A 24,916-nucleotide genomic window follows, 5' to 3' on the forward strand; every position below is an offset into this window, starting at 1 on the left:
TAAGGTTAACACAGGCTGGGTGGCCATTTCTTTGCCCTTACTTCAACAATTCTTTTCCTGAATCATCATGTATCAGATTTCCTTCTCCACGAGCTTGGGTAGGGGTTTTATTGCCCTTCAACGAGCCACTTGCCTCATTTTGCTGCTGGTAGCAGTGGCGCTCTCCGTAAAAGCACAACCATTTGTTCACCCGGGGTTATTGCATAAGCAGGTCGACTTCGACCGAATGAAAACGAAAGTAGATGCCGGTGCTCAACCCTGGAAAGCCGGCTGGGACGTGCTGGTCGCTAACTCAAATTCCTCACTGACACGCAACTTCACGAACCCGGTTCCGGCAACCATTTACCGGGGCTTCAACGGAACAAACCCGGAGAACTATGCATCCCTTTTCAGGGATGCAGCGGCGGCCTACCAAACAGCGCTCCGGTGGAAAGTGACGGGCGATGATGCGTACGCCAATAAATCCATCGCCATTCTGAATGCCTGGGCAGCTGGCATGACAACGATCAGCGGAACAGCCGACCGATTTTTGCTAGCCGGTATTCAGGGGTACCAACTGGCCAATGCCGCCGAGATCATGCGTTCGTACAGCGGCTGGGCACCGGCCGATTTTACCCGGTTTCAGAACTGGATGCTGACCGTCTGGTACCCGATGAACCACGATTTCCTGGTGAATCACAACGGGGCCTGCATCAGCAATTACTACGCTAACTGGGACCTGTGCAATATGGCGTCCATACTCAGTATCGGTGTTCTTTGCGACCGGCGGGACATTTACAACGAAGCCATTGAGTACTTCAAAAATGGAGCAGGAACGGGATCGATCAGAAACCTGATACCCTTTCTGTACGGCGACCTGGGTCAATGGCAGGAAAGCGGTCGCGATCAGGGGCATACGGTATTAGGCGTGGCGCTGGCCGGTTCATTCTGCGAGATGGCCTGGAGTCAGGGCGACGACTTGTACGGGTACGACGACAATCGGATGCTGAAAGGCTTTGAGTACATCGCCAAGTATAACCTGGGTTATGAGGTCCCATTTACGACCTACAGAAACTGTATCGGCGTGGTGCAGACCATTGTATCGGAAGATCAACGCGGTAATCTTCGCCCGGTATGGGAGATGGTGTACAACCACTACGTCAATCGGAAAGGACTAAGTGCTCCCTATTCCGCCCGTTTTGCCCAGCTTGTACGGCCCGAAGGGGGCGGCGGCAATTACGGGCCCAACAGTGGTGGCTATGACCAATTGGGGTTCGGTACGTTGACGTTCTCGCTCGACGAGGTGGCGAAACCGACTGACCAGACCATTACCTTCCCTCCTATTCCAAACAAGGATTTTGGGGCTGCTGATTTTTCACCGGGGGCAACTGCCAGTTCAGGGTTGACCGTTGTTTATGCCAGTTTGAACCCGACCGTTGCCTCCATCAATGCTGATGGCACAATCCACGTGTCAAAGCCTGGAACGGCAACGATCACGGCCCAGCAAATGGGTGACAGTCAGCACAATGCGGCACCAGTTGTATACCGGGTTTTTACCGTGAACCAGATTCCCGGGGTTACGGATGGTACCTGGACCAACACGGCGGGGATTCTGGCAACCACGATCTCATCGGTTGCTGGCAGCCCCGATCTCAACTGGCCTGGTCAGACATTTACCGTCGGGGATTTTGTGCGGCTAAGCGGAACGGTGCCGGGTGGTTTTACGGCTAATACAAACTACGCCGTCGTGGCCGCGAATGGATCGTCGATACAACTCTCACAACGCCCAGGTGGTACGGCCATTACGGCGACCACGACTATCGCGAACGGAACGGGTAACCGGTTTCTGAAATGGCCAACGGCGACTAACTGGAGCAATTCAATCGTGCCCGGCGGAGTACAGGCCAACGCGACCTTCGGGGCTACCAGCTTTGGAAATATCGGCGGTGTACAACTGGACGGCAACATCACGGTAGGTACGTTGACGTATGCCGCCAACGGTACATCAGAGCTGACGCTGGCCAGTGGCCTGAACGGGGGTACGTTAACCTTTCAAACGTTATCGGGCACGCCTGCCATCAACATGATCAACACGGGTGCCCGAAAGCTCTTTTTAGGAAATGCCAATAATAACTCGCGGGTACCGTTGAAAATTGCCGGTACGCAGGGACTGAAAATTACGACTCCTGTTTACGGAGGTAGCGGTTCGTATGCAGGTCTGCGGATACAGGCAGCCATGGACTGGAGCGGTTTGCAGGGCGGCATCAATCTGGTGCAGGGTACCATTGAACTGCACAACACGACCAACAGCCTAACCGATGCCAACAACGTGCTGCTGCCACCCACCCGGCTGACGATGGGAACCGATGCGACGGCCGTACTGGTCTACAACGGAGCCAACCTGTATGCCAACAAGCAAACCATCGGCGCGCTCGATGGCACCTCCGATGCCTACATCATGTCGCGCAGTAACCTCACAAATGGAGCATCAATCCTGGCAGTTGGCGTTGACAACCAGGACGGTACGTTTGATGGCACGATTGGCTCCGGACCAACGGCCGATGCGGTCGATAAGGGACGCGTCAATCTGGAAAAAGTGGGCACCGGTACGCAGACCATCACAGGATCGATCAAAAACGGTACGACAACCATTGGTGGTACGCCCGTCTACTCGTCAGTGACCGTAAACAGTGGCAAATTGGTGCTAACTGGCGCGAACGAATACCAGGGAGCCACTACCGTCAACAGCGGCACGTTGGTTGTCAACGGATCATTGGCCAGCCCTGTATCTGTAACCGGCGGTACGCTAGCTGGCACTGGCCTGACCAGTGGTTCAGTCACCATTGGCAGTGGGGCTGTCATAGCGCCCGGCAATTCTGTAGGTACGTTCACTACGTCGGCGGCGTTACTGCTGACCGCTGGTGCATCTTACCAGATGGAGATGAACAGCAGCACGAACACGGTGGATAAAATCGTGGCCAATGGGGTGTCCCTCGGCGGAGCCAGCCTCATGATCAGTGACCTTGGAAACGCAAACAGCCTGCCGGTCGGCACCAGCTACGTGATCATCGATAATACGTCGAGCGAGCCCGTTACGGGAACATTTACTGATCTGGCAGAAGGCGGCATAATTACCATTGGTGCCACCCGTTTTCAACTGACCTACCGGGGAGGAACTGGCAACGACGTTGCGCTTATTGTCGCGAAACGTACCCAGACCATTAGTTTCAACAGCCTTCCGGCTAAGCAAGTGGGTGATGCCGACTTTGATGCGGGTGCAACGGCTACCTCGGGCTTATCTGTAAGCTATACCAGCTCGAACACAGCCGTGGCCACAATCGTAAACGGGAAGGTGCACATCGTGGGTGAAGGAACGGCAGTTATCACTGCTTTCCAGGCAGGCGATGCCAACGTGGAAGCTGCCACTCCGGTAAGTCAGACGCTGACCGTTACGACACGAATCAGCCTGACAGTACTGCACCGGGATGTAGACAACTACGCTGACAACAATGCCATTCAACCGCTGATTCAGATCCAAAACCAGGGAGGCAACGCACTGTCCCTTTCGCGGCTGACCCTGCGCTACTACGTGACGGTAGAAAACGCGGTTACGTTGGGGAATCTGTTTATCAACTACGCTCAGCTGGGCAATCAGAAGGTTCGATTACGTTATGTTCCGTTGAACCCTGCCCGGCAGGGGGCTCAGGGCTACGTGGAATACAGCTTCACGGAAGCAGCAGGCAACCTTGCGGCCGGAGCAAACTCAGGACCCATTCAGACGTACCTGGCCAAAAGCGATTATGGCTCCCTGTATGAGCCCGACGACTACTCCTACGCCCCGGTTCGGAATCAGCTGGTGAGTAACCTGCGCATCACCGCCTACTACGATGGCGTACTGGTAGCTGGACTGGAGCCCGGCTCGACGGCCCAGGTACGTGCCTTACGGGCACTCACCGAAAGCAAAAACGGCCCATCGGCCACCCAGATCAACACGTACCTGGAAATCCGTAACGAAGGCAACGTACCGATCAATTACAGTGAGCTGAAGGCGCGTTACTACTTTACGTCTGATGGGAATGAGCGGCTGTTAACGGAGGTTGATGCAGGTAATGTGACCACTCAGCTGGTAAAAATCAGTCCGGCTCTGGCGAACGCAGATACCTATCTGGAATTGAGCTTTAACCAAAGCGGACAACTGGCGCCAGGAGCCAGCACGGGCACTATCCGCTACCGCATCAGTAAACCGAACGGGGGGCGTTTCAACCAGGTGAATGACCACTCCTATCAGGAACAGCCTCAAGACCGTAGCCAAAATACACGCGTGGTGGTGTTTATAGCTGGTGAACGGGTTTGGGGCCAGGAGCCAGCTTCGGGTGCGCGTATGGCTGCTGAACACACAGACAACCCGCTTACCCTGACCCCACTGGGCAACCCGGTGACGAACGATCAGGCACTCGTAGAAATTCGGGGAGCTACCGGCCAGCCTCTTAAACTGACGCTGACGGATATAACTGGTCATGCGCTGTTCGAGCATCAGATTGAGTCTGTTACGCCTGGTCAGCAGCAGGCCATTCCGATGAGCCGTCAGGCGGGTATCTATTTGCTTCAGGCATCTACCAATACTGAGCGGGTAACGATTAAACTAATCAAGCCTTAGCGCCAGCGACTATGTTTTGATTGACAAGCAAGAGGAAGCCATACGGTTTCCTCTTGCCATTAAAGGGGATATGCATACAGAAATCTTCCTTGCTTTTAAGCCGCCTGAAAAGGGTATGCGAAACCAGGCACGGTCTATTTCAGGATAGAGGCAGTTTAGTGTATGCCTCAATCGTTCTATGACGAAAACCCTTCGCATTTTCCAAAAATATAGCCTTCTGCGTGGCCTTCTCACGTTTGGTTTAGTTAGCCAGTCTGTCCTGAGCTTGGCGCAGTACCCCGGTCAGTCGGCTGACAAAATGAAGGTGCCGGTGAACGTACCCATCAAAGCCCAAAGCTTCGATTTGCAGGATGTCCGGATTACGCAGGGCTTGTTCCACGATAACATCGAGCGTGAAGGCAAATGGCTATTGTCATTACCTGTCGACCGGTTAGTGCATAGCTTTCGGGTCAATGCGGGCATGAATACGCCCAAGCCGGGTAGCCCAACCAAAATGCCTAAACCTCTGGGGGGTTGGGAAGGGCTGGATATGGAATTGCGTGGCCATAGCATCGGCCACATGCTGTCGGGTCTGGCGCTACAATATGCCTCTACGGGTCGTGACGCCTTTCGTAAAAAAGGCGATAGCCTGGTAACGGCATTGGCTGACGTACAGCGGGTTCTGAACCAGAACGGCTACCTGAGTGCCTATCCACAACAGTACATCGACCGCAACATTGCCGGCACGGCGGTCTGGGCACCCTGGTATACACTGCATAAACTCTTTGCCGGCTTAACGGATCAATACACCCACGCGGGTAACCAGCAGGCGCTCGATATCGTCACAAAAATGGCGTCGTGGGCTAGCGCGAAACTGTCGCCACTCACACCCGAGCAGCGCCAGAAAATGCTTCGGAATGAGTTCGGTGGCATGAATGATGCTTTCTTTAATCTGTATGCCGTAACGGGCAATCCGGAGCACCTGAAACTGGCGCAGTTTTTCTACCATAAAGCAGCCCTGGAACCGCTCGAAAATGGGCAGGACAATCTGAACAAGGCTCATGCTAATACGTTCATCCCCAAGCTGGTCGGCGAAGCGCGTGATTATGAGCTGACGGGCAACGAGAAAGCCAAAACAGCCGCCCTATTCTTCTGGAAAACGGTCGTGCAGCACCACACCTACGCGCATGGGGGTAACAGCGACAAGGAACATTTCTTCGAGCCAGACCAGCTCTCCAAACACCTCACGGGGAATACGAGCGAAACCTGCAACACGTATAACATGCTCAAACTGACCCGGCACCTGTTCACCTGGTCGGCCGACGCGACGGTTGCGGACTATTACGAACGAGCGCTCTACAACCACATTCTGGGTCAGCAGGACCCCGAATCAGGCATGGTCTGCTATTTCACGCCCATGAAAGCGGGGGCCTTCCGGCTCTACAGCACCCCCGATCAATCGTTCTGGTGCTGCGTAGGATCGGGTTTTGAAAGCCAGTCGAAATACGGCGAAGCGATCTATTACCATGACGATAAAGGCGTGTACGTCAACCTGTTTATTCCGTCGGAAGTAAGCTGGAAGCAAAAAGGCGTCACCCTCGTACAGGAAACCAATTACCCCGAGGAGGCAACGACTCGCCTGACGGTGCAGACAAAAACACCGGTACAAATGCCGTTATACCTGCGTTATCCGGCCTGGGCAACGGCAGGTGTCACGCTGAAGGTAAATGGAAAAGCAGTCGCCGTCAAGCAGTCGCCGGGTAGTTATATCACCGTCGAACGTACCTGGAAAGCGGGCGATCAGATCGAACTTACATACCCCATGGCGCTCCGGCTGGTGCCCACCAACGATGATCCTGCCGTGGCAGCAATTGCCTACGGACCGATTGTGCTGGCGGGGCAACTGGGAACGGCGAATCTGAAAGGAACCGCCCCGTTTCATGATCCTGCCGACCCCTACCAGTATTACGGCTATGATTACACCATTCCCGATTCAATTGACCATACGCTGACCACCGGTGGCAAATCCGTTTCAGCTTGGTTGAAACCCGTTCCCGGAAGGCCGCTGACGTTCCAAACGGTAACCATTCCGGGGGTCAAACCCGTTGAACTGGTGCCGTATTACCGGACTCATCGGCAGCGCTATGTCGTTTACTGGGACCTGAAATAATCGCTTTCACTCTTCTTACTCAAGAACGTATGTCCGGCAGGTCTGCATTGTATGGTTGGTTGATTGGCTTGTGGTTCATTTCGTCGACCGTTGCCGCTCCCAAACCCAAAACGTATCAAGCTTTTTCGCCCGATAAAACCACCCGCATCGAGATCACCGTTGATGATCAGAAAGCGCTGGTGTATCGTATGTTGTTCGCTAATGAACCGGTATTGAACTGGTCGGCGCTGGGGTTTGGGCTGAACGACGTAGCCGTCGGTTCGAATGCTGTCGTTAAAAAGCAGCGGACAGACACGCATACCGAGTCATTCGCGTGGCGGTTGGGCGAAAACGATGTCATCTACAATAACTACACGGAGCTTACGCTGGATTGCGTATCCGGGTCGGTGTCGTACCGGCTCATTGCGCGGGTCTTCAACGGAAGCGTGGCGTTCAGGTACGTAGTACCAAAAAAAGCCGGGAGTACGCCCGGTAAAATCCGGCAGGAGCATACGACGTTTGTGCTTCCCGGCGACTTTACGATCTACCAGTACAATGAAGAAACCGTGTTTACGCCAATCGCCGTGGCCGACCTGCAAAAAACCTGCGATTTCCCGGCTACGCTGACCAATGGCCGTTTGTTTCTGTCGATCGGCGAAGCGGATAACACCAGCTACACCAAAGCCGTATTGACCAAAGGCGCAACACCGAATACCCTGGCGGTTGGGTTTGGGAAAGACTCAGTGCAGACGAACGACACGTTTCAACCCCCCTGGCGAACCGTTAGCGTGGCTACATCGGCGATCGGGCTGCACGCCTTCAGCGACCTGCCCCTACGGCTTTGCCCCCCATCGTCGCAACCAGTTCCTGATTGGATCAAACCGGGTAAACTCATCCGCTCGTCGCTGACGACACAGGGCGGCTTGAACTGCATTGACTTTGCGGCCACTCACAATCTGCAGTACGTTCTCTTCGATGCAGGCTGGTACGGGGCTGAATTTCGAACCACCTCTGACCCCACGCAGGTCATTCCGGCCATCGACCTGCCGAAGGTGATTCAATACGGGAAAGAGAAAAACATCGGCGTGATCCTGTATGTCAACCGGGTAGCCTTGCGCACCCGGCTGGATGATATTCTGCCGCTGTACAGGAAATGGGGCGTGGCGGGGCTGAAGTTTGGCTTCGTAGACGGACTGACGCAGGAGGGCATCAGCTGGTTGCCCGGTGCCATCAAAAAGGCATACAACCATGGCTTTATCCTGGATATCCACGACAACTACAAGCCCACGGGGCTAAGCCGAACGTACCCCAATCTACTGACGCAGGAGGGTATTCGCGGCAACGAAAACAACCCCGATGCGTTTCATAACACGGTGCTGCCCTTCACCCGCTTTCTGGCTGGTGCCGCCGACTACACGTTTTGCTACCCCAACACGAACCGGTATTTCACCGACAATCTGTACAAGAGCAAGTTACAGGTGAGCAAAGGCCAGCAACTAGCGCTATCGGTGGTGTATTTCAGCCCATTGCAGGCGATTTTCTGGTATGGCAATCCCACGGATTATAATGACGAAGGGGAGATCGAATTCTTCGAACGCGTACCGACCGTCTGGAATGAAAGCCACTATCTGGCGGGTGAACCCGGCAAATTCATCAGTGTAGCGCGCCGGCAGGGTACCACCTGGTACGTTGGTTCAGCAGCGGGCCCGACGGACTGGACAGGTAAACTCTCGCTTTCCTTTCTCGCACCCGGAAAGCGGTACCTGGCAACCAGTTACGAGGACGATGGGGCGGGCAGTATTCAGAAGCGAGTTGCCGAGGTCGGGGCAGACGATTCATTGCCGGTCAGCCTGAAAGCCAAAGGCGGGCAGGCCTTAATTCTGAACGAGAAGCCATAAAACCACGACGAATGATCCGTAAACACTTGGGGATTGGTCTGCTGCTTTGGCTCCTTTCGCTCCAGCTCTACGCCCAACAGCTTGTCATTTACCCTGTGCCAGCAGGGGTGCTTTACAGTCAGCATAACGACGATTACACGGTCCGGGTACGTAAGCCGGGTGAACCGTGGCAGGACCTTTTCGAGTATACCGTGCAGGTCGACCTGGATAAAGTACGGGATGCCTCCATGGTGTTCTTCGACTTTTCGGGTACTGTCGAAGTAGCGGTCCGTAAAAACAACGGCCTTGTTCAGTCGGCCCGTATTCGTCCACTGTCGAATCAGATTCAGTCAAAGCAGGAAGGGAACACGCTGTACTTCACGCTCACGCAGCCTCGCAAACTATCCATCGAGTTCAACGGCGACAAACTTCAGAACCTGCACCTGTTTGCCAACCCGCTAGAAACCAGCAAACCCGATCCGAACGATCCTAATGTCATCTACTTCGGTCCCGGTATTCATACACCGGACGACAAGCCGGGTGACGTGTTCAGGATTCCAAGCAACAAAACGGTGTACATCGATGGCGGGGCTGTTATTCGCGGGAAACTCGTCTGCGACAAAGTCAAAAACGTACGAATTATCGGGCGGGGCATCATCGACCAGCCGCAACGGGGCATCGAGATAACACATTGCGAGAATGTGCTGGTCGACGGTATCATCGTCAAAAATCCACAGCATTACACGGTGTATGGTGGCCAGTCGAAGGGTATCACGATTCGGAATTTGAAGTCGTTTAGCTGCAAGGGCTGGAGTGATGGCATCGATCTGATGAGTTGCTCGGATGTACTGGTCGACGATGTGTTCATGCGTAACTCCGATGATTGCATCGCCATTTATGGCCATCGCTGGGATTATTATGGCGGGTCTCGCAACGTCGTGGTCAAAAATTCAACGCTCTGGGCCGACGTAGCGCACCCGACCAACCTGGGCCTGCACGGGGACACCCGATCCGTTGGCGATACACTGGAAAATATCACGTTCAGTAATCTGGATATTCTGGAGCACGACGAAGATGACCCGGATTACCAGGGGTGTCTGGCCATCAGCTGCGGGGATCTGAATCTGATTCGTAACGTGACCTACGAGAACATTCGGATTGAGGATTTTGAGGAAGGAAAGCTGCTGAGCCTCCGCGTGTTGTACAATAAAAAGTACAATACCGGCCCCGGACGGAACATCGAGAATATCACGTTTCGAAACATAACCTACTCGGGATCAATGGCTAATCCGTCAGTTATTGAGGGCCTTAGCGAACAGGGTATAGTGCGCGGGGTAACGTTCGAAAACGTACGTATCAACGGTAAGCTACTTCGGAACAACCAATCGGGCGACATCCACGTCGGTGCATTTACGCAGGCCATTCAGGTTAAGCCGGACTGAGTGCAGCGCATGTTACATTTCTGTGCAAATGCAGGGTATAGCCAGGTAGCCGTGGTCTATTTCCTGCTAATTGATAGATGCTAAATTCTTGGGGAAGCTTCGTATGTATAGCCGTGCGCTTAGAATAGGTTGGTTACTAATTGGGCTTTGCGTGGCATGGCCGACCTACGCGCAGGTTTGGCAGTGGTCAGCCCCCGTGCCAACCGTTGTTTCGTCCGAAACAAAGGACCATCCGCAGGCCTTTTTATGGATTCCCGACAACTGCCGCTACGTTCGGGGGGTAGTCGTTGGTCAGCATAACATGCTGGAAGAGGGTATCTTCGAACATCCCGATTTTCGCAAAACCATGCGTGAACTGGGCTTTGCCATTGTCTGGGTCACGCCCATGATTAACCAGACGTTCGACTGGAATTCGACCGCTACCACCAAAGGCGCGGGTATCGAGTTTACGGACATGATGAACCGGCTGGCCGATGTGTCGGGCTATTCGGAGCTGTCCATTGCGCCCGTTGTGCCACTGGGGCATTCAGCATTGGCGAGCTACCCGTGGAATTTTGCAGCCTGGAACCCCGGCCGTACGCTGGCCATCATCTCGGTCCACGGCGACGCCCCGCAAACGAAGCTCACCGGCAGCGGTCGACCCAATCCAGATTGGGTCGGACCGTCGCACGGGGGCCGCACCATCGACGGTGTACCGGGCCTGATGGTGATGGGGGAATACGAATGGTGGGAAGACCGGCTGACTCCGGCCTTTGCGTACGTCGACAAGCACCCCAAGACACCGTTCAGCCTGCTGGCCGATGCCGGGCGTGGCCACTTCGATTTCTCCGACGCGATGGTTCGCTACCTGGCTCTATACATCCGGAAAGCCGCTCAGTATCGGCTACCCAACCCATCAAATCAGGCCGATACGGTGGTGTTGACGCCCATTGACCCACAAAAGGGCTGGCTGATGGACCGTTGGCGGAAGGATAGTCTGCCCACCGCAGCACCGGCCCCTTACCTGAATTACAAAGGCGACAGAAAGGTCGCAAGCTGGTGCTTCGACAAGGAGATGGCCCAGGCAACCGAAGCTATCTACCGTCAGGCAAGGGCAAAAAAAACGCAGTATCTGGGTTTCCGGCAAAATGGGCAGTTCCTCAAACCAACAAAAGGCCACGCCAATTACCAGCTGCCCTTTTTTCCAGACGCCGATGGGATCACGTTTTACCTGAGCAGTGCGTTCACCGATGCCTCCCGCGTGCGGGCAACCTCCGCTCATGCCCGAACGCCCATCCGTATCGATCGTATCTGCGGGCCTGTCCGTAAACTCAACGATACAACCTTCCAGCTTAACTTTTACCGAATGGGATTCAACAACCCCAAACGCTCGAACGACATCTGGCTGCTGGCGTCCAACGACGGCGATGCCACCTATAAGAGTATCGTACAACAGGCTGATTTACGGTTTCCGATAGCGAACAAGGAAGGCAAGCCGCAGACCATCACGTTTCCCAACGTACCTGATCAGGGGGAAAACACCAAATCACTGACGCTCCGGGCGGTGTCCAGCGCTGGCTTGCCGGTTCAGTATTACGTCAAATCCGGGCCAGCCACTGTGGAGGGCAACCACCTTGTGTTCACCCCTATTCCTCCGCGCAGCCGCAGGCCGGTGGCCGTTACGGTAGTCGCCTGGCAGTACGGTACCAGTGTGGGCGATAAGGTACAGTCAGCGACGCCCGTTGAGCAAACATTTCTAATCCAGCCGCGCCGATAGCCCGGTCAATGACCCATATGTTGAAGATGCGAAGACTAGTTTATACCCTTGTTCTGTTCAGCCTGCTGGTGACCAGTCATGCCGGACAGGCCCAGTCGACCAAATCAAAACCGCACCCTTATCTGTTCTACACCCCGCAGCGCACCGAGCGGCTGAAAGAACGCATCAAGACCGATACGCTACTGGCCAACCGCTGGAACGCCATCAGGCAGCGGTGCGATGGCTGGTTGGCTGACCCCAAAGGCGGGAACATGGAACAGCTGGCGATGGCCTACACCATGACCGGCGATAAACGCTACGCCGATCGGGCTAAAACGCTGCTTACCGACCTGACGGGCCGCGCCTTCTGGGATGGAATGGACGACCGGACACCTCGCTGGAATGCGGGCCTGGGCACCAGCCATAGTAACTGGACGGCTTCGGTGACGTTCGATGCCATCTACAATGCCCTGACCAAAGATGAACGCCGTAGTATCGCCAATCAGATTGTTAAACTGGGGATTGAGCCGTCGATTGGCGACTGGGTATCGAAAGACAAGCGCATTCAATCGCTCGACAACATGGGTCACAACTGGTGGGCCGCTGTTGTGTTCGAAGCCGGGATTGCGTCGCTGGCCGTCATGAACGAGCAGCCGCAGGCCCGCCAGTGGGCCAATGATATCATGCACGACAGCCGCCAGTGGTTCGCTTTTTCGGGTAGTTTGCTGGAAAACAAACCAGCCAATTTCGACCCATCGGGTGGCTTTTACGAGAGTGTCAGCTACGCCAATTATGGTGTGAGTGAATACCTTCAGTTTCGACTGGCTTATACCAACGCGCTGGGTACGTTGACAATGCCTTACGATAACCTGCTGAAAAAGACCGTCGACTGGTTTATGCATACGGCCTACCCGCGTAGTGGCAATGAACCCCTGCTCTCACTGAATTTCGGCGACAGCAACGACTTTGCCAATGGCGAACGACCAGCCAAACTGATGATGGCCCTGGGGATGGGCAAAGACGATTACTACTGGTACATTCAGCAAACCGGGAAGACCCCATTTCGGGAAGATCTGAACGTCAGTACACCGATGGGCCTGTTGTACCAGCCCGAAAACAAACCGGTTCCCACGACGCCGACATTGTCCCCTTCGGCCATGTATGGCTCGATGGGCTGGGGTATGCTCCGCTCGTCCTGGAAGCCCGATGCCACCATGCTGGGCGTAAAAAGTGGCTACACCTGGAACCACGCCCACGCCGATGCGGGGTCGTTTGTGCTGTACCACAAAGGCGAGAACCTGCTCATCGACGGGGGCGACGTGGGCTATGGCAATCCGGAGTACAGTAGCTATTTCGTCAAGAGCCAGGCGCATAATGTGGTGATGGTCAATGGTGAGGCTCAGGATGCCCGCGATCAGTACAACGCCGTAAAGAACCCCGGACACCTTTATAACCTGCTCGATGGCGGTTCGCTGAAGTACATGCTGGCCGATGCCACCGGCCCCACGTCGCGCAACTTTCTACGGAATTACCGTAACTTCCTCTGGATTGGCAACGTGATTCTGGTCATCGACGATCTGAAAACATACGAGAGCGGCCAGTTCGATTTTCTGCTACACTACGCCGATAAAGCCGTCAAGCGCGGGCCTGACCTGGAGATAACCAAAGACAAAGCAGCCATTCTGTTCCGGCCGCTATACCCCGAAACGCTGCCGCTCGGCTACCCGCACGATTTTCCCGAAAAGCTTAAATACCGGACCGAATACGGCCTGCAGGACCGCACCACGAACGTCAAGATTCCGTATTACGTACTGTCGCCCCCCGAAAAGACCGACCGGACCAAGCTGGTCAACGCCATCCTGCTGCTCGATGAAACCAACCAGTCGATTCAGACGGCAACGGGTTCATCGGGAGCGAACGGGGCCGCTGGTCGTAGTAATCTGCCGGTCATCGAGAAGTTTGAAGGCACCAACTACCTGGGCCTGCGCATTACCCAGAACGGACAGGTAACCGAGGTATACATGAACCTGCTGGCCGACGGTCGACTGATGCACCGCAACGCTAACCTGACTATTGGTGACGGAGCGGGCCGGGGCTGGGAAACCGACGCGTACCTGTCGGCCCTTACGTTCCCCGAGGGGGCCGACCGGCAGGACCCTTCGCAACTGACGTCTTTCTTCGTTGGCAACGGCAGCTACCTGCGTAAAAATGGAAAGCCGCTGCTCAGCTCGCTGTCGAAAGTATTCCTGCACGCGGACAGAAAGAGAAACCAGTTGGACGTACAACTCCAGGGACAACCGCTGATCGAGGCCACGCTGGGATTCGAAAAAATAAATAAGCTCAACGTAAACGGTAAAGTCATTTCCCCCGCCTATGATGCGGGCAAGATGCTGGTAATTACCGTGGAAGAACCAAACTAATATGTCTACTATTCGACTCGCTATGCCCTGCCGATTTTTATTGATTTGTGCGCTCATTAGCTGGCTGTTGCCGCTACAGTTCACGCTGGCTCAGACACCCGAAACCCGCCTGTTGTCACCCGATGGTAAGCTGGAAGTGGTGTTCACGCAGCAGGAAATCGGCCCCGGTCGTAAACAGATGATCTACCGTGTCAACTACGAAGGGAAACCGGTTATTCTGCCATCCGGGCTGGGTGTGCAGATCGACAACCACGTGTTCGAGCACGCCATGGCGCATAAAGTAACCACCCCTCCCGGTACCTTGGGGGCCAACTGGTGCGATGACCTGGTGATCAAAAATGTGGTCAAAACGGCAAAGGACACCACCTGGAAACCCGTGTACGGCGAACGCAGTCTGATCCGGGATCACTACAACCAGCTGGAGATTCAGCTTCAGAAACCGGACGCGCCGGATTATGCTCTGCACGTTATTTTCCGGGCCTACGATTCGGGCATCGCGTTCCGGTACTTCTTCCCCGAACAGCCCAACGGCCTGTACTACCGCGTAATGGCCGAAAACAGTGAGTTCACCCTGCCCGCCGATACCAAAGCCTGGTATACCGCCTGGGCGCAGGGGGCTTATCAGGCGCTGCCTCTGTCTGGCTGGCCTGAGAACGCGGAACGACCGCTGACCCTGTCATTACCCAATAGCCTGTACGCATCGCTGGCCGAAGCGCAGCTAACCGATTACGCCATGACCAAATTCAAACTCTCCCCCGACAAGCCCAATACGGTCGTTACTTCGCTCTACGAGAGCGTCGATCTGATGTCGGATGTGGGTACGCCCTGGCGGGTGGTGATGGTGGCGAACCGGCCGGGTAAGCTGCTTGAAAACAACGATATCATGCTCAATCTGAACCCACCCGCTACGGTCACCAACACTGACTGGATCAAGCCGGGTAAGATGATGCGGGAAGTGACGCTGACCACGCAGGGAGCCCTGTCGTGCATCGACTTTGCGGCAACCCACAACCTGCAATACATCCTCTTCGACTGGAAATGGTACGGCCCGGCGTTTACCTTCAATTCGGATGCCCGGCAGGTCGTGGCCCCCATCGATATGCCCCAGGTGATTGCCTACGGTAAGTCGAAAAACGTGGGCGTGGTCTTGTACGTAAACCTGCAGGCCCTGTACAAGCAGATGGATGATATTTTTCCGCTCTACAAAAAGTGGGGCGTCAAGGGCGTCAAATTCGGCTTTGTGGAAGTGGGGTCGCACCGCTGGATGACCTGGCTCACCGAAGCCAAACGGAAAGCGCTGGAAAATGGGCTGATGGTGAATATTCACGACGAATACCGCCCAACGGGGACCAGCCGAACGTACCCCAACGTGATGACGCAGGAAGGTATCAGGGGCAACGAGGAATTCCCCGATGCAACCCACAACACCGTGCTACCCTTCACGCGTTACCTGGCTGGGGCGGGCGACTACACCATCTGCTACTACGACAAACGGCTCAAAAACACCCATGCTCACCAACTGGCGATGAACGTCATTTCCTACAGTCCGCTGCAATCCGTGTTCTGGTACGACAAACCGGCGCAGTACGGGGGCGAGCCCGAAATCGAGTTTTTCGATAAGGTGCCCACCGTCTGGGACGACACCAGAGTGATTCATGACGCTATCGGCGAGTACGTCACCATCGCCCGCCGGAGCGGAGACGACTGGTTTGTGGGCACGATCACCAACAATGACGGCCGCACGCTGTCGCTCCCGCTCGATTTTCTGCCGAAGGGGAAACGTTACGTGGCTCACCTGTACACCGACGACCCGACAGTGCCGACCAAGACGCAGGTACGTGTATCGACTAAAACCGTGAAAGGTGGGCAGTCGATGGAGATGAAGTTGGTACCGCGGGGTGGTCAGGCACTTTGGTTGACGCCGGTGAAGTAACTAGACCCTGGAATGATATGGCAATCGGTCGCTTTTTATTAATGAGTGGGCTCAGCTTCTTCGGACTGGTGGGTCACGTGCTGGCGCAGCCAGTGCTTGGCTTGCCTGATCCGTTACGGCGCGCAAACGGCGCGCAGGTTAAGACCGTTGCGGAGTGGCAACAGGTACGTCGGCCAGAGCTGATTGAGTTGTTTACCAGTCAGGTATACGGTCACTCGCCGAATAAACCAGCCGCTATGACGTTCCGTGTTTTCGACACAGACAAGAAGGCGCTGGGGGGAAAAGCGACGCGCAGGCAGGTTGCCATTTACATCAACGGGAAGACCGACGGCCCGCGAATCGACGTGTTACTCTACATCCCGAATCATGTGCGTGGACCTGTTCCGGCCATCGTGGGGCTGAACTTCTGGGGGAACCACAGCATAAATGCCGACCCCGGTATCCGCATTGCCACTAGCTACCTGGAAAAGAGCCGAAACAACCCCTACGTCAACCTGGATTGCGTCGTTGACAACCGGGCAACGGAAGCCTGCCGGGGCATTAATGCCCGCCAGTGGCCGCTGGACAGCATTTTAGGACACGGTTATGCGTTAGTCACAGCCTATCGGGAAGATATTGCCTCCGACGTACCGGCAACCCGTTTTTCTACGGGCGTGCATACGGCGTATCCCGACTGGCAAAACCGGCCCGATAACTTTGGGACAATTGCCGCCTGGGCATGGGGATTAAGCCGGATTATGGATTACCTGCAAACCGATCGGGCTATCGACGTGAAACGGGTGGCCGTGTTTGGCTGGTCGAGGCTGGGCAAAGCCGCTTTGTGGGCGGGCGCTACCGACGAACGCTTTGCGGCCGTGCTCAGCAACGAGTCGGGCGCGGGTGGAGCTACGTTGTTCCGGCGGGGACAGGGCGAATCCATTCGGCGGCTTTGCACCGTTTTCCCCCATTGGTACAGCACCAGTTTCCGGCAGTATATGGACAAGGAAGCCCAGTTGCCGTTCGATCAGCACGAAGTGATTGCCTTGCTGGCACCCCGCCCCGTGTATATCGCCAGCGCCGAGCAGGATAAGGGAGCCGACCCGGTTGGCGAATTTGAATCGGCCAAAGCGGCTAGTGCTGTGTACCGACTGTTTGGGCGTGACGGTCTACCTGCCACGACGCTACCACCCCTCAACTCGTCCGTACAGGGCACCATCGGCTACCACATGCGAGCCGGTGAACACGACGTTACCGCTCTGGATTGGCAGTACTTCCTGCAATTCCTCGATAAGCATCTTGTAAAGAAATAAGCCGTGTTTTGGTTTAGATGGCAGGTTGATCAGATGGCCAAATTGCTTACATTGTATTGATAATCAAGGCACTAAAAGTGGCTAGCAAAAATTATGTATGGCAAAAAGGGTACGGTTCAACCGCCAGATTCTATTTACCATTAACCTACTTTCTCCGCGTGTCATGCCCTTATCCAGATTCAGTTTCGTACTCGTTCTGCTTGTTGTCCTTTTCGGCTTTACCCTCAATCAGGACCGGATACGTGTCGACCCAGCCCTGGCGTATTGCGTGCAGCAGGCTGCTAAAACGGCCGCGTCGCTTCCCGCTACACAGCCGAATTTACCCCGTAACATTCTGAATGGCCAGACGTCCTGGAAGTACATCAGCTATAAAGACTGGACCAGCGGGTTCTGGCCAGGTACGTTGTGGTACGTCTATGAATACTCGAAAGATCCCAAATGGAAAGCCAAAGCCGATTCCTTTTCGCGGGAACTGACTCCGCTGGCGTATCAAAAGGCGATCGACCACGATTTGGGCTTTCAGATGTACTGCAGCTTCGGGAACGGTCTGCGGCTGACGGGCAATCCCGACTACAAAAAAATCCTGCTGGCCACGGCCGATACGCTGGCTACGCTCTTCAATCCGAAGGTTGGCACTATCCTGTCGTGGCCGCGATCGGTCCCTAACATGGAATGGCCGCAGCACAACACCATCATGGACAACATGATCAACCTGGAGCTGCTGTTCTGGGCCTCGAAAAACGGGGGTGGTAAACGCCTGTACGACATGGCCGTCTCGCACGCGACGACAACCATGAAAAACCATTTCCGGCCCGACTATACCTCGTACCACGTAGTCGTATACGACCGCGAAACGGGAAAGAAAATCAAAGGAGTCACGCACCAGGGCTACGCCGATAATTCGATGTGGGCGCGCGGGCAGAGCTGGGCGATCTACGGCTACACGATGACCTACCGGGAAACCAAAGACCCCAAGTTTCTGGATTTCGCCCAAAAAGTGTCGGATGTGTACCTGCAACGCTTACCCAAAGATCTGATTCCGTACTGGGATTTCAGCGCGCCTGATATTCCGAATGCCCCCAAAGATGCCTCGGCGGCTGCCGTTACGGCGTCGGCCCTGCTGGAACTTTCGACCCTGGTAAAAGACAAAGCGAAAGCCAGTCTGTATCGTACCAAAGCCGAACAGATGCTGGCATCGTTATCGTCGGCGAATTACCAGAGCCGTCAGGTCAACGATGCGTTCCTGCTGCACAGCACCGGCCACAAACCAAACAACAGCGAGGTAGATGCCTCAATCAACTACGCTGACTATTACTACATTGAAGCGTTGCTGCGACTGAAAAAACTGCAGACGGGTAAACCAATTCTGGCAGCCCTGTAAGGGCAATTACCTTCGGTTCTTACGCAGGTAATTTGAGCCGTTAAAAAAGCATGTACAAAGCAACTACTTTCTTTTTTGGGATAGGCCTGTTGATTAGCCAATTGGCTATGGCACAGCTAGAACCAATCGCAAATGCAGCGACAACTTCTGCACCTGGCCCACCGGTATGGTTGCCCGACCGGGGCGATGGCACCTACAAAAACCCGGTCCTGCATGCCGACTATTCGGACCAAGACGTCATTCGGGTAGGGCGCGATTATTATATGACGGCGTCCAGTTTTCACTGCATGCCCGGCTTGCCTATCCTGCATTCCCGAGACCTGGTAAACTGGCAACTTGTTGGTCACGCACTAACCAAACAGCTACCTACCGATTTTTTCGACATACCCCAGCATGGCTATGGGGTGTGGGCTCCCAGTCTGCGGTTTCATAATGCCGAGTTTCTCATTTATTGGGGCGATCCCGACCACGGCGTGTATGTTGTAAAAGCGAAAAAGCCAACCGGCCCATGGTCTGCGCCGACGCTCATACTAGCCGGGAAAGGGATCATCGACCCCTGTCCGTTCTGGGACGATAACGGGCAAGCTTATCTGGCACATGCCTGGGCAGCCAGTCGGGCTGGTATCAACAGCGTGCTCACGCTTAGGCGCATGACGCCCGATGGAATGACGGTGCTGGATGAGGGAAAGCATATAGTCGACGGGCACGACCAGCATCATACCCTCGAAGGCCCAAAACTATACAAGAGGAATGGTTTCTACTACCTGCTGGCTCCGGCAGGGGGCGTAGCTACGGGTTGGCAACTGGCTCTTCGGTCAAAAAACATATACGGTCCCTACGAAGCCAAAATAGTACTGGAGCAGGGCAAAACGGCCATTAACGGACCTCATCAGGGGGCCTGGATCGATGTGCCCCCGGCTAATGGCAAACCAGGTGAAGACTGGTTCATGCATTTTCAGGATGCCGGTGCCTACGGTCGGGTTTTGCACCTTCAGCCCCTTCGCTGGGTGAACGACTGGCCCATCATAGGTCAGGATCAGGATAAAAATGGCGTTGGCGAACCGGTTGTTTCGTATCGCAAACCGGCCGTAAATCAGCGCGTACCCGTAATAGCCCCCGCCAATAGCGACGAATTCAATTCGGACACATTGGCGTTACAATGGCAATGGCAGGCTAACCCGCGGGTTACCTGGAGTGCGCTTATGCGCGGAAAGGGGTCGCTACGGCTTTTTGCCATTCCTCAGCCAGAAAATGCCGTTAATCTCTGGCCAACGCCCAATTTACTGTTGCAGAAATTCCCGGCACCCGATTTTACGGCCACTTCTCCGGTCAAACTAACTGTCGAATGGGACACCCCTGGCAAGAAAGCGGGCTTACTGATTATGGGTAATGACTACGGTTACCTGTCGATTAGCCGGGATAGTACCGGTTACAAGTTGCGTCAGGTCTTTTGTAAAGACGCGATGAACCAAAGCCCCGAACAGGTGGTGGCCGAACAGCCCATTCCAACGGGTACAGCGTACCTACGCGTTCAGGTAACCGGTCCAGACGCAACGTGTCAGTTTAGCTATAGTTTGGATGGAACAGTTTACGCACTCATCGGTAAACCCTTCAAGGCACAACAGGAAAAATGGACTGGGGCAAAAGTGGGGCTATTCTGCACCAGTCAGCGAGGTGTTCGAACAGGGAGTTACGCTGATGTCGACTGGTTTCGAATCGAACCAGTAGGACAATGAACGTCGAAAAAGGGTATTACCAGCTTCGGAAAGGCTATTTAGGGAAAGACGACACCATCTTGACACAACGGATTCACGATCGGTGAGCTACGCTGGAAAATAGAACCGCTGAACCCATACGGGATAGGTAGACCCTCCCGATCATTGATCTTTACAAAGTCCGTACATTACATGTTTTCTCCCCTCAACGCACAACTGACACCTTCTCACTTGAACGACTCACCTGACAACCGACAAACGTCAGTCACACGCACCTACTGGGGAATCGATCTGGGTGGCACCAAGATCGAAGGCGTTGTGTTAACGGCTCCGTCGCCCGACGCAGTGCTGATTCGTCGGCGAGTGGATACCGAATCACGGTATGGGTACGACCATATCATCCGCCAGATCGTCACGCTCGTCAATCTGTTGAAAACCGAAACGGGTCTCAAGCCTGAACGGATTGGTTTTTGCACACCAGGTACGCTTGATCCGGTTACGAATACCATGAAAAACTCGAACATGACCTGCATCAACGGACAACCGTTCCGGGCAGATCTGTCGAAGGCGCTTAGTGTACCCGTTTCTACTACGAATGATGCCAACTGTTTTGCGCTCTCGGAAGCAACGATGGGCATTGTGCAGGATGTTATTCCCGACTATCGGACCGTTTTCGGGGTAATTATGGGAACAGGTGTCGGGGGCGGTGTAGTCTTTCGGGGGCTGGATGGACAGGCTGTCGTACAAGCTGGCCGCCAGGGGATTGGGGGCGAGTGGGGTCATAACAGTCTGGAAGAAAACGGCTATGCCTGTTACTGCGGCAAGCGGGGCTGTAATGAGCAGGTCATTTCCGGTTCGGCCCTGCAACGGTTTTACCTCGAACAGAGCGGGGAAAACCGGACCCTCAAAGACATTCTGGATCGCTATCACCAGCGGATCGACCCCATGGCCGACGCTACCGTTGAACGGCTCCTGGAGTATTTTGGACGGGCCGTTTCGACTATCATCAACATGCTCGATCCGGATGCGATCGTTTTGGGCGGGGGCGTTGGCAATGTCGAGCTACTGTATAATGAAGGCGTAGAGCGGGCTCGTAAATATGTGTTCAACGATGGTCGGCTAAACACGCTCTTTCTAAAACCAAAACTAGGTGATAGTGCCGGCGTATTTGGCGCGGCTTTATTATAAACCAACGATCTTACAGCACCATGAACCTATTTACGACCCTCGTTTCGCTTTGTCTCCTTAGTCATTACGTAGGGGCCCAGTCGCCGATCCGACTCAATAACCCGGCAGCTGTACCCCTGAATCAGGAAGTTATTGACATTCCCTGGGCTACAGTTCTGAAGGCTTATCCTGGCATCGATACTACAAACTTTCAGGTAATACAGACGGGAAACCAGCAGCCTGTTGCTTATCAGCTCGAACGCCGGGGCACAAAAGACGTGCAGAACTTGCTGGTGCAGGTCTCTATTGGCCCCAGGCAGTCGATCAGTCTGATATTGCGCAAGGGAAAACCAGCCCCGGTAGCTCCTAAAACCTATGGTCGGTACGTACCCGAACGCTTCGATGATTTTGCCTGGGAGAACGACCGGGTCGCGTTTCGGATGTACGGTGCAGCCCTGAACGGCCGGTCAGACAACGCATACGGCACCGACATCTGGGCCAAACGCACCGATCAGCTAATTCTGAATAAGTGGTACAAGCAGAATGATTACCACAATGATCATGGTGAAGGACTTGATTATTACCACGTCGGTCTGACCCTGGGCGCTGGAGATATCGCTGTTTTCCTGAATGACTCGCTGCAGTTTATTCATAACTACCGGAGTTGGGAAATTCTGGACAACGGCCCCCTCCGAACCACCTTCCGCGTGAAATTCGACCCCTACACGTTTAACGGGGTTACGGTACAAGAAACGCGGACAGTGTCGCTGGATGCGGGGGCACAGCTTAATAAAGTACAGGTCCACATCGAGCAAAATTCAGGTAAAGTACTGCCGATGGTGGTTGGCATTAGTCAGCGCAAAGAACCAAGTCCGGTAGTACTGGATGAAAAGTCTGGCGTGCTGGGGTATTGGGAGCCAAAGCATGGAAACGACGGTACATTAGGTATCGGCTGTGTATTTCCGGTTACGCCCGTGCGGATGTTGACAAAATACGATCATCTGCTGGCTAGGCTCGATGCGTCCTCAGTCGGCGATCTGATTTACTATACGGGTGGCGCCTGGGACAAAGCGGGCCAAATCACATCAGCCGAAGCCTGGTTTGCCTACCTGCGTCAGTTTGCCCTGAAACACAAACAACCTCCTGTCATCAGCGTGGTAAACTAATTTTATAAGGGAGTTACCACTTACAATGTCTTATAATTAAAACCAAGTTTTTAAATCACGACAGCTAAGTTGCTTAGGTCAGGAACGAGGCTGATCCTTAAAATTTATCTAGCTTGCCTGTAGCAATCAACCCGGCAATTGGATATCACTAAATATTAGAGGATTGACTATTTTAGATTTATTAAACGGTCGTCCAAGACATGTAAACAGGGGACAGAAGACTCTATTGGGGGATAAATGCCCCATCCGCCCCGAGTCCCTTTATGTGTGCACCAAGTATGTCCATCAGTTAGACCGGGATGGACAGCAGCAACCTCTTCAGCAACCAAACGTCTCAGGCAGCGCTCAATTGTTTCGGTGAGTGGCGGCTAGTTGGCCTCACTGTATTCAGTACACAGGGGCTACCTGGGCAGTAACAGATTCGTCGAGTCTGGCGAGAATAAGAAAATGGTGCGCCACTCAGAGAAGCCCGCTGTTTTTTAGTTATCGTTACAGGACCTTCAGAGCAGGGTCATATCAACCTCAACGAATCCATCATGGACCAACAAACCACCCTACTGACAGACTATTCATTACCGGAACGAAGTGCTTATTTAAGTGCCCTGGCTACCATAGCGGCCGCTGATGGCACGGCATCGAATGAAGAGCTTGAGTTTCTTAGCCTGCTGGGTCAAGCCGCCGAGTTACCGCAGCAAAACCAGGAGGAAGTCCTGCAGATCGCCCGCAATCCCTCCCAGGTTAGTCTGCAGGCCTGTCTGGATCAACTCAAGGGCAGCCAGCTTCGTTTTTCCTTTATCACCGATATCATCAGCTTCGCTAAATCAGACGGGCAGTACTCCCCTCAGGAGCGAGAGCGAATTCAGGACATGGCTGCCTACCTGGAGATCAACCCCGAGCAGTTCCGGAGCCTGGACGAATTTGTCGATAGCGCCGGGACGGCCCAGCAGCGGGGGGAAGACCCTGCCTCACCAACGTTTCTCCAGCAAAGCGGTTTTGCCGATCGATTCAAAAACCTGAACATCTCCCCAGGCATGATTAAGGGAGTCTTGGGCATGCTGGCTCCGCTCGTTATCTCGCGCCTGGCCGGTAGCCGCCGAGGGGGGCTGGGCGGCGGTCTACTGGGGAGCCTGTTGGGCGGCGGAGCCATGAGTGGCCGGAGCGGCGGGCTGGGCTCGCTGATCGCCATGCTGGGAGGCTTGGGGGGACGGCCCCGCTATGGCGGAATGAACTCGGGTGGACTGGGTAGTCTGCTGGGCGGTATCCTGGGCGGGAGCCGTAAAGGCGGGGGTTTAGGCTGGTAGGAGTCTGGCACAGGCCGCTTACAGGTCTGGGCCAGCAATTATTGCGATTTGCCCAGACCTGTAAGCGAACGCCCGAAAGGCTGAATCTTAGTTAACCACTGCAATATGAATCCGCTCCCCTATGACCATCAATGGCTCACGGCTCTGTTTTTAGTGACCGCCTTCCGGGGGCCCAGGCTCAGCCTGCCCAGACGTATAACGCTTCACCCAGTGAGGTAGTGACGATTCACGCCAGGGTTTTAGGTAAAGCGCGCTGAATCTATGTGCACCGCCCCAGACCAGACTCAGCGGGTGCTGGCAAACCAGTGGCCGTACTCTACGCCATGGACGCGAATAGTCATTTTTAGCTGTTAGCACAATATGCCGATTACCTGAGCCGTCGCCATACCCAGGCTACTGGTCATCGGTATCCCAAATACCAACCGAACCAGGGATCTGACGCCCACCAGTAGCGTCACCAATTACGAGGGCCAGCCCAATAGCAATGCCTACGCCAGTAAACCAGTGGTTATCTTAAGATATCCTCGCGTTAAAGTATTGGGTTGAGCAGGTGCTACGCCAAATGACGAATTAAATACCTTTCCAAAGAATTACCCTGTGTGAAAATAAAGGAGGTTTTCGTCTTCCTTCCTGTCCACACCAAAGCCTGACACAGTTCAGCGAGTACTCTCAGTTTGGTAAAACATCTCATCGGGAGTATTCTAACTAAACCCTAAACAGCTACAT

The 24,916-nt window shown here is 54.5% G+C and carries 13 protein-coding genes; all 13 read left to right on the plus strand.

What is annotated here, in order from left to right; all coding sequences use genetic code 11:
• Positions 1–67: 67 nt before the first annotated feature.
• The 13 genes from ACAW87_RS07800 (at position 68) to ACAW87_RS07860 (ending at position 24,190) form a co-directional block, all read left to right on the plus strand.
• Positions 68–4,636 (plus strand): cellulose binding domain-containing protein, encoded by a 4,569-nt coding sequence (locus tag ACAW87_RS07800; RefSeq protein WP_370722794.1) that lies wholly within the window; start codon positions 68–70, stop codon positions 4,634–4,636.
• A gap of 178 nt (positions 4,637–4,814) precedes the next feature.
• Positions 4,815–6,785 carry a glycoside hydrolase family 127 protein gene (locus ACAW87_RS07805; protein ID WP_370722795.1) on the plus strand — a complete coding sequence of 657 codons (1,971 nt, stop codon included), beginning with the start codon at positions 4,815–4,817 and terminating at the stop codon, positions 6,783–6,785.
• 29 nt (positions 6,786–6,814) lie between these two features.
• On the plus strand, positions 6,815–8,662 hold the full coding sequence (locus tag ACAW87_RS07810; RefSeq protein WP_370722796.1) for a glycoside hydrolase family 97 protein: 1,848 nt from the start codon (positions 6,815–6,817) through the stop codon (positions 8,660–8,662).
• A gap of 11 nt (positions 8,663–8,673) precedes the next feature.
• Positions 8,674–10,083 (plus strand): glycosyl hydrolase family 28 protein, encoded by a 1,410-nt coding sequence (locus tag ACAW87_RS07815; RefSeq protein WP_370722797.1) that lies wholly within the window; start codon positions 8,674–8,676, stop codon positions 10,081–10,083.
• A 151-nt stretch (positions 10,084–10,234) separates the two neighbouring features.
• Positions 10,235–11,839 (plus strand): hypothetical protein, encoded by a 1,605-nt coding sequence (locus ACAW87_RS07820; protein WP_370722798.1) that lies wholly within the window; start codon positions 10,235–10,237, stop codon positions 11,837–11,839.
• A 26-nt stretch (positions 11,840–11,865) separates the two neighbouring features.
• Complete coding sequence (locus ACAW87_RS07825; protein ID WP_370722799.1) at positions 11,866–14,238, plus strand: heparinase II/III domain-containing protein; 2,373 nt, start codon at positions 11,866–11,868, stop codon at positions 14,236–14,238.
• A gap of 1 nt (position 14,239) precedes the next feature.
• Positions 14,240–16,171, plus strand: coding sequence for a glycoside hydrolase family 97 protein (locus tag ACAW87_RS07830; RefSeq protein ID WP_370722800.1), 1,932 nt, complete (start codon positions 14,240–14,242; stop codon positions 16,169–16,171).
• Positions 16,172–16,188: 17 nt separating this feature from the next.
• Entirely contained in the window at positions 16,189–17,460 is a 1,272-nt protein-coding gene (locus ACAW87_RS07835; protein ID WP_370722801.1) for a glucuronyl esterase domain-containing protein, read from the plus strand.
• A 97-nt stretch (positions 17,461–17,557) separates the two neighbouring features.
• Complete coding sequence (locus tag ACAW87_RS07840) at positions 17,558–18,841, plus strand: glycoside hydrolase family 88 protein (protein WP_370722802.1); 1,284 nt, start codon at positions 17,558–17,560, stop codon at positions 18,839–18,841.
• 107 nt (positions 18,842–18,948) lie between these two features.
• A complete protein-coding gene (locus ACAW87_RS07845) occupies positions 18,949–20,577 on the plus strand; it encodes a glycoside hydrolase family 43 protein (RefSeq protein WP_370722803.1) in 1,629 nt (542 codons plus the stop codon).
• A 210-nt stretch (positions 20,578–20,787) separates the two neighbouring features.
• The gene (locus ACAW87_RS07850; RefSeq protein WP_370722804.1) at positions 20,788–21,744 is read left to right on the plus strand and encodes an ROK family protein; all 957 of its coding nucleotides are present in this window, start codon (positions 20,788–20,790) and stop codon (positions 21,742–21,744) included.
• Between the two features lie 20 nt (positions 21,745–21,764).
• Positions 21,765–22,889: a BT3233 family polysaccharide utilization protein gene (locus ACAW87_RS07855; protein ID WP_370722805.1), complete on the plus strand. Its 1,125-nt coding sequence runs from the start codon at positions 21,765–21,767 to the stop codon at positions 22,887–22,889.
• Between the two features lie 536 nt (positions 22,890–23,425).
• Positions 23,426–24,190, plus strand: coding sequence for a tellurite resistance TerB family protein (locus ACAW87_RS07860; protein WP_370722806.1), 765 nt, complete (start codon positions 23,426–23,428; stop codon positions 24,188–24,190).
• Positions 24,191–24,916 lie beyond the last annotated feature (726 nt).

The sequence above is a fragment of the Fibrella aquatica genome (assembly GCF_041321135.1).
Classification (GTDB): Bacteria; Bacteroidota; Bacteroidia; order Cytophagales; family Spirosomataceae; genus Fibrella; species Fibrella aquatica.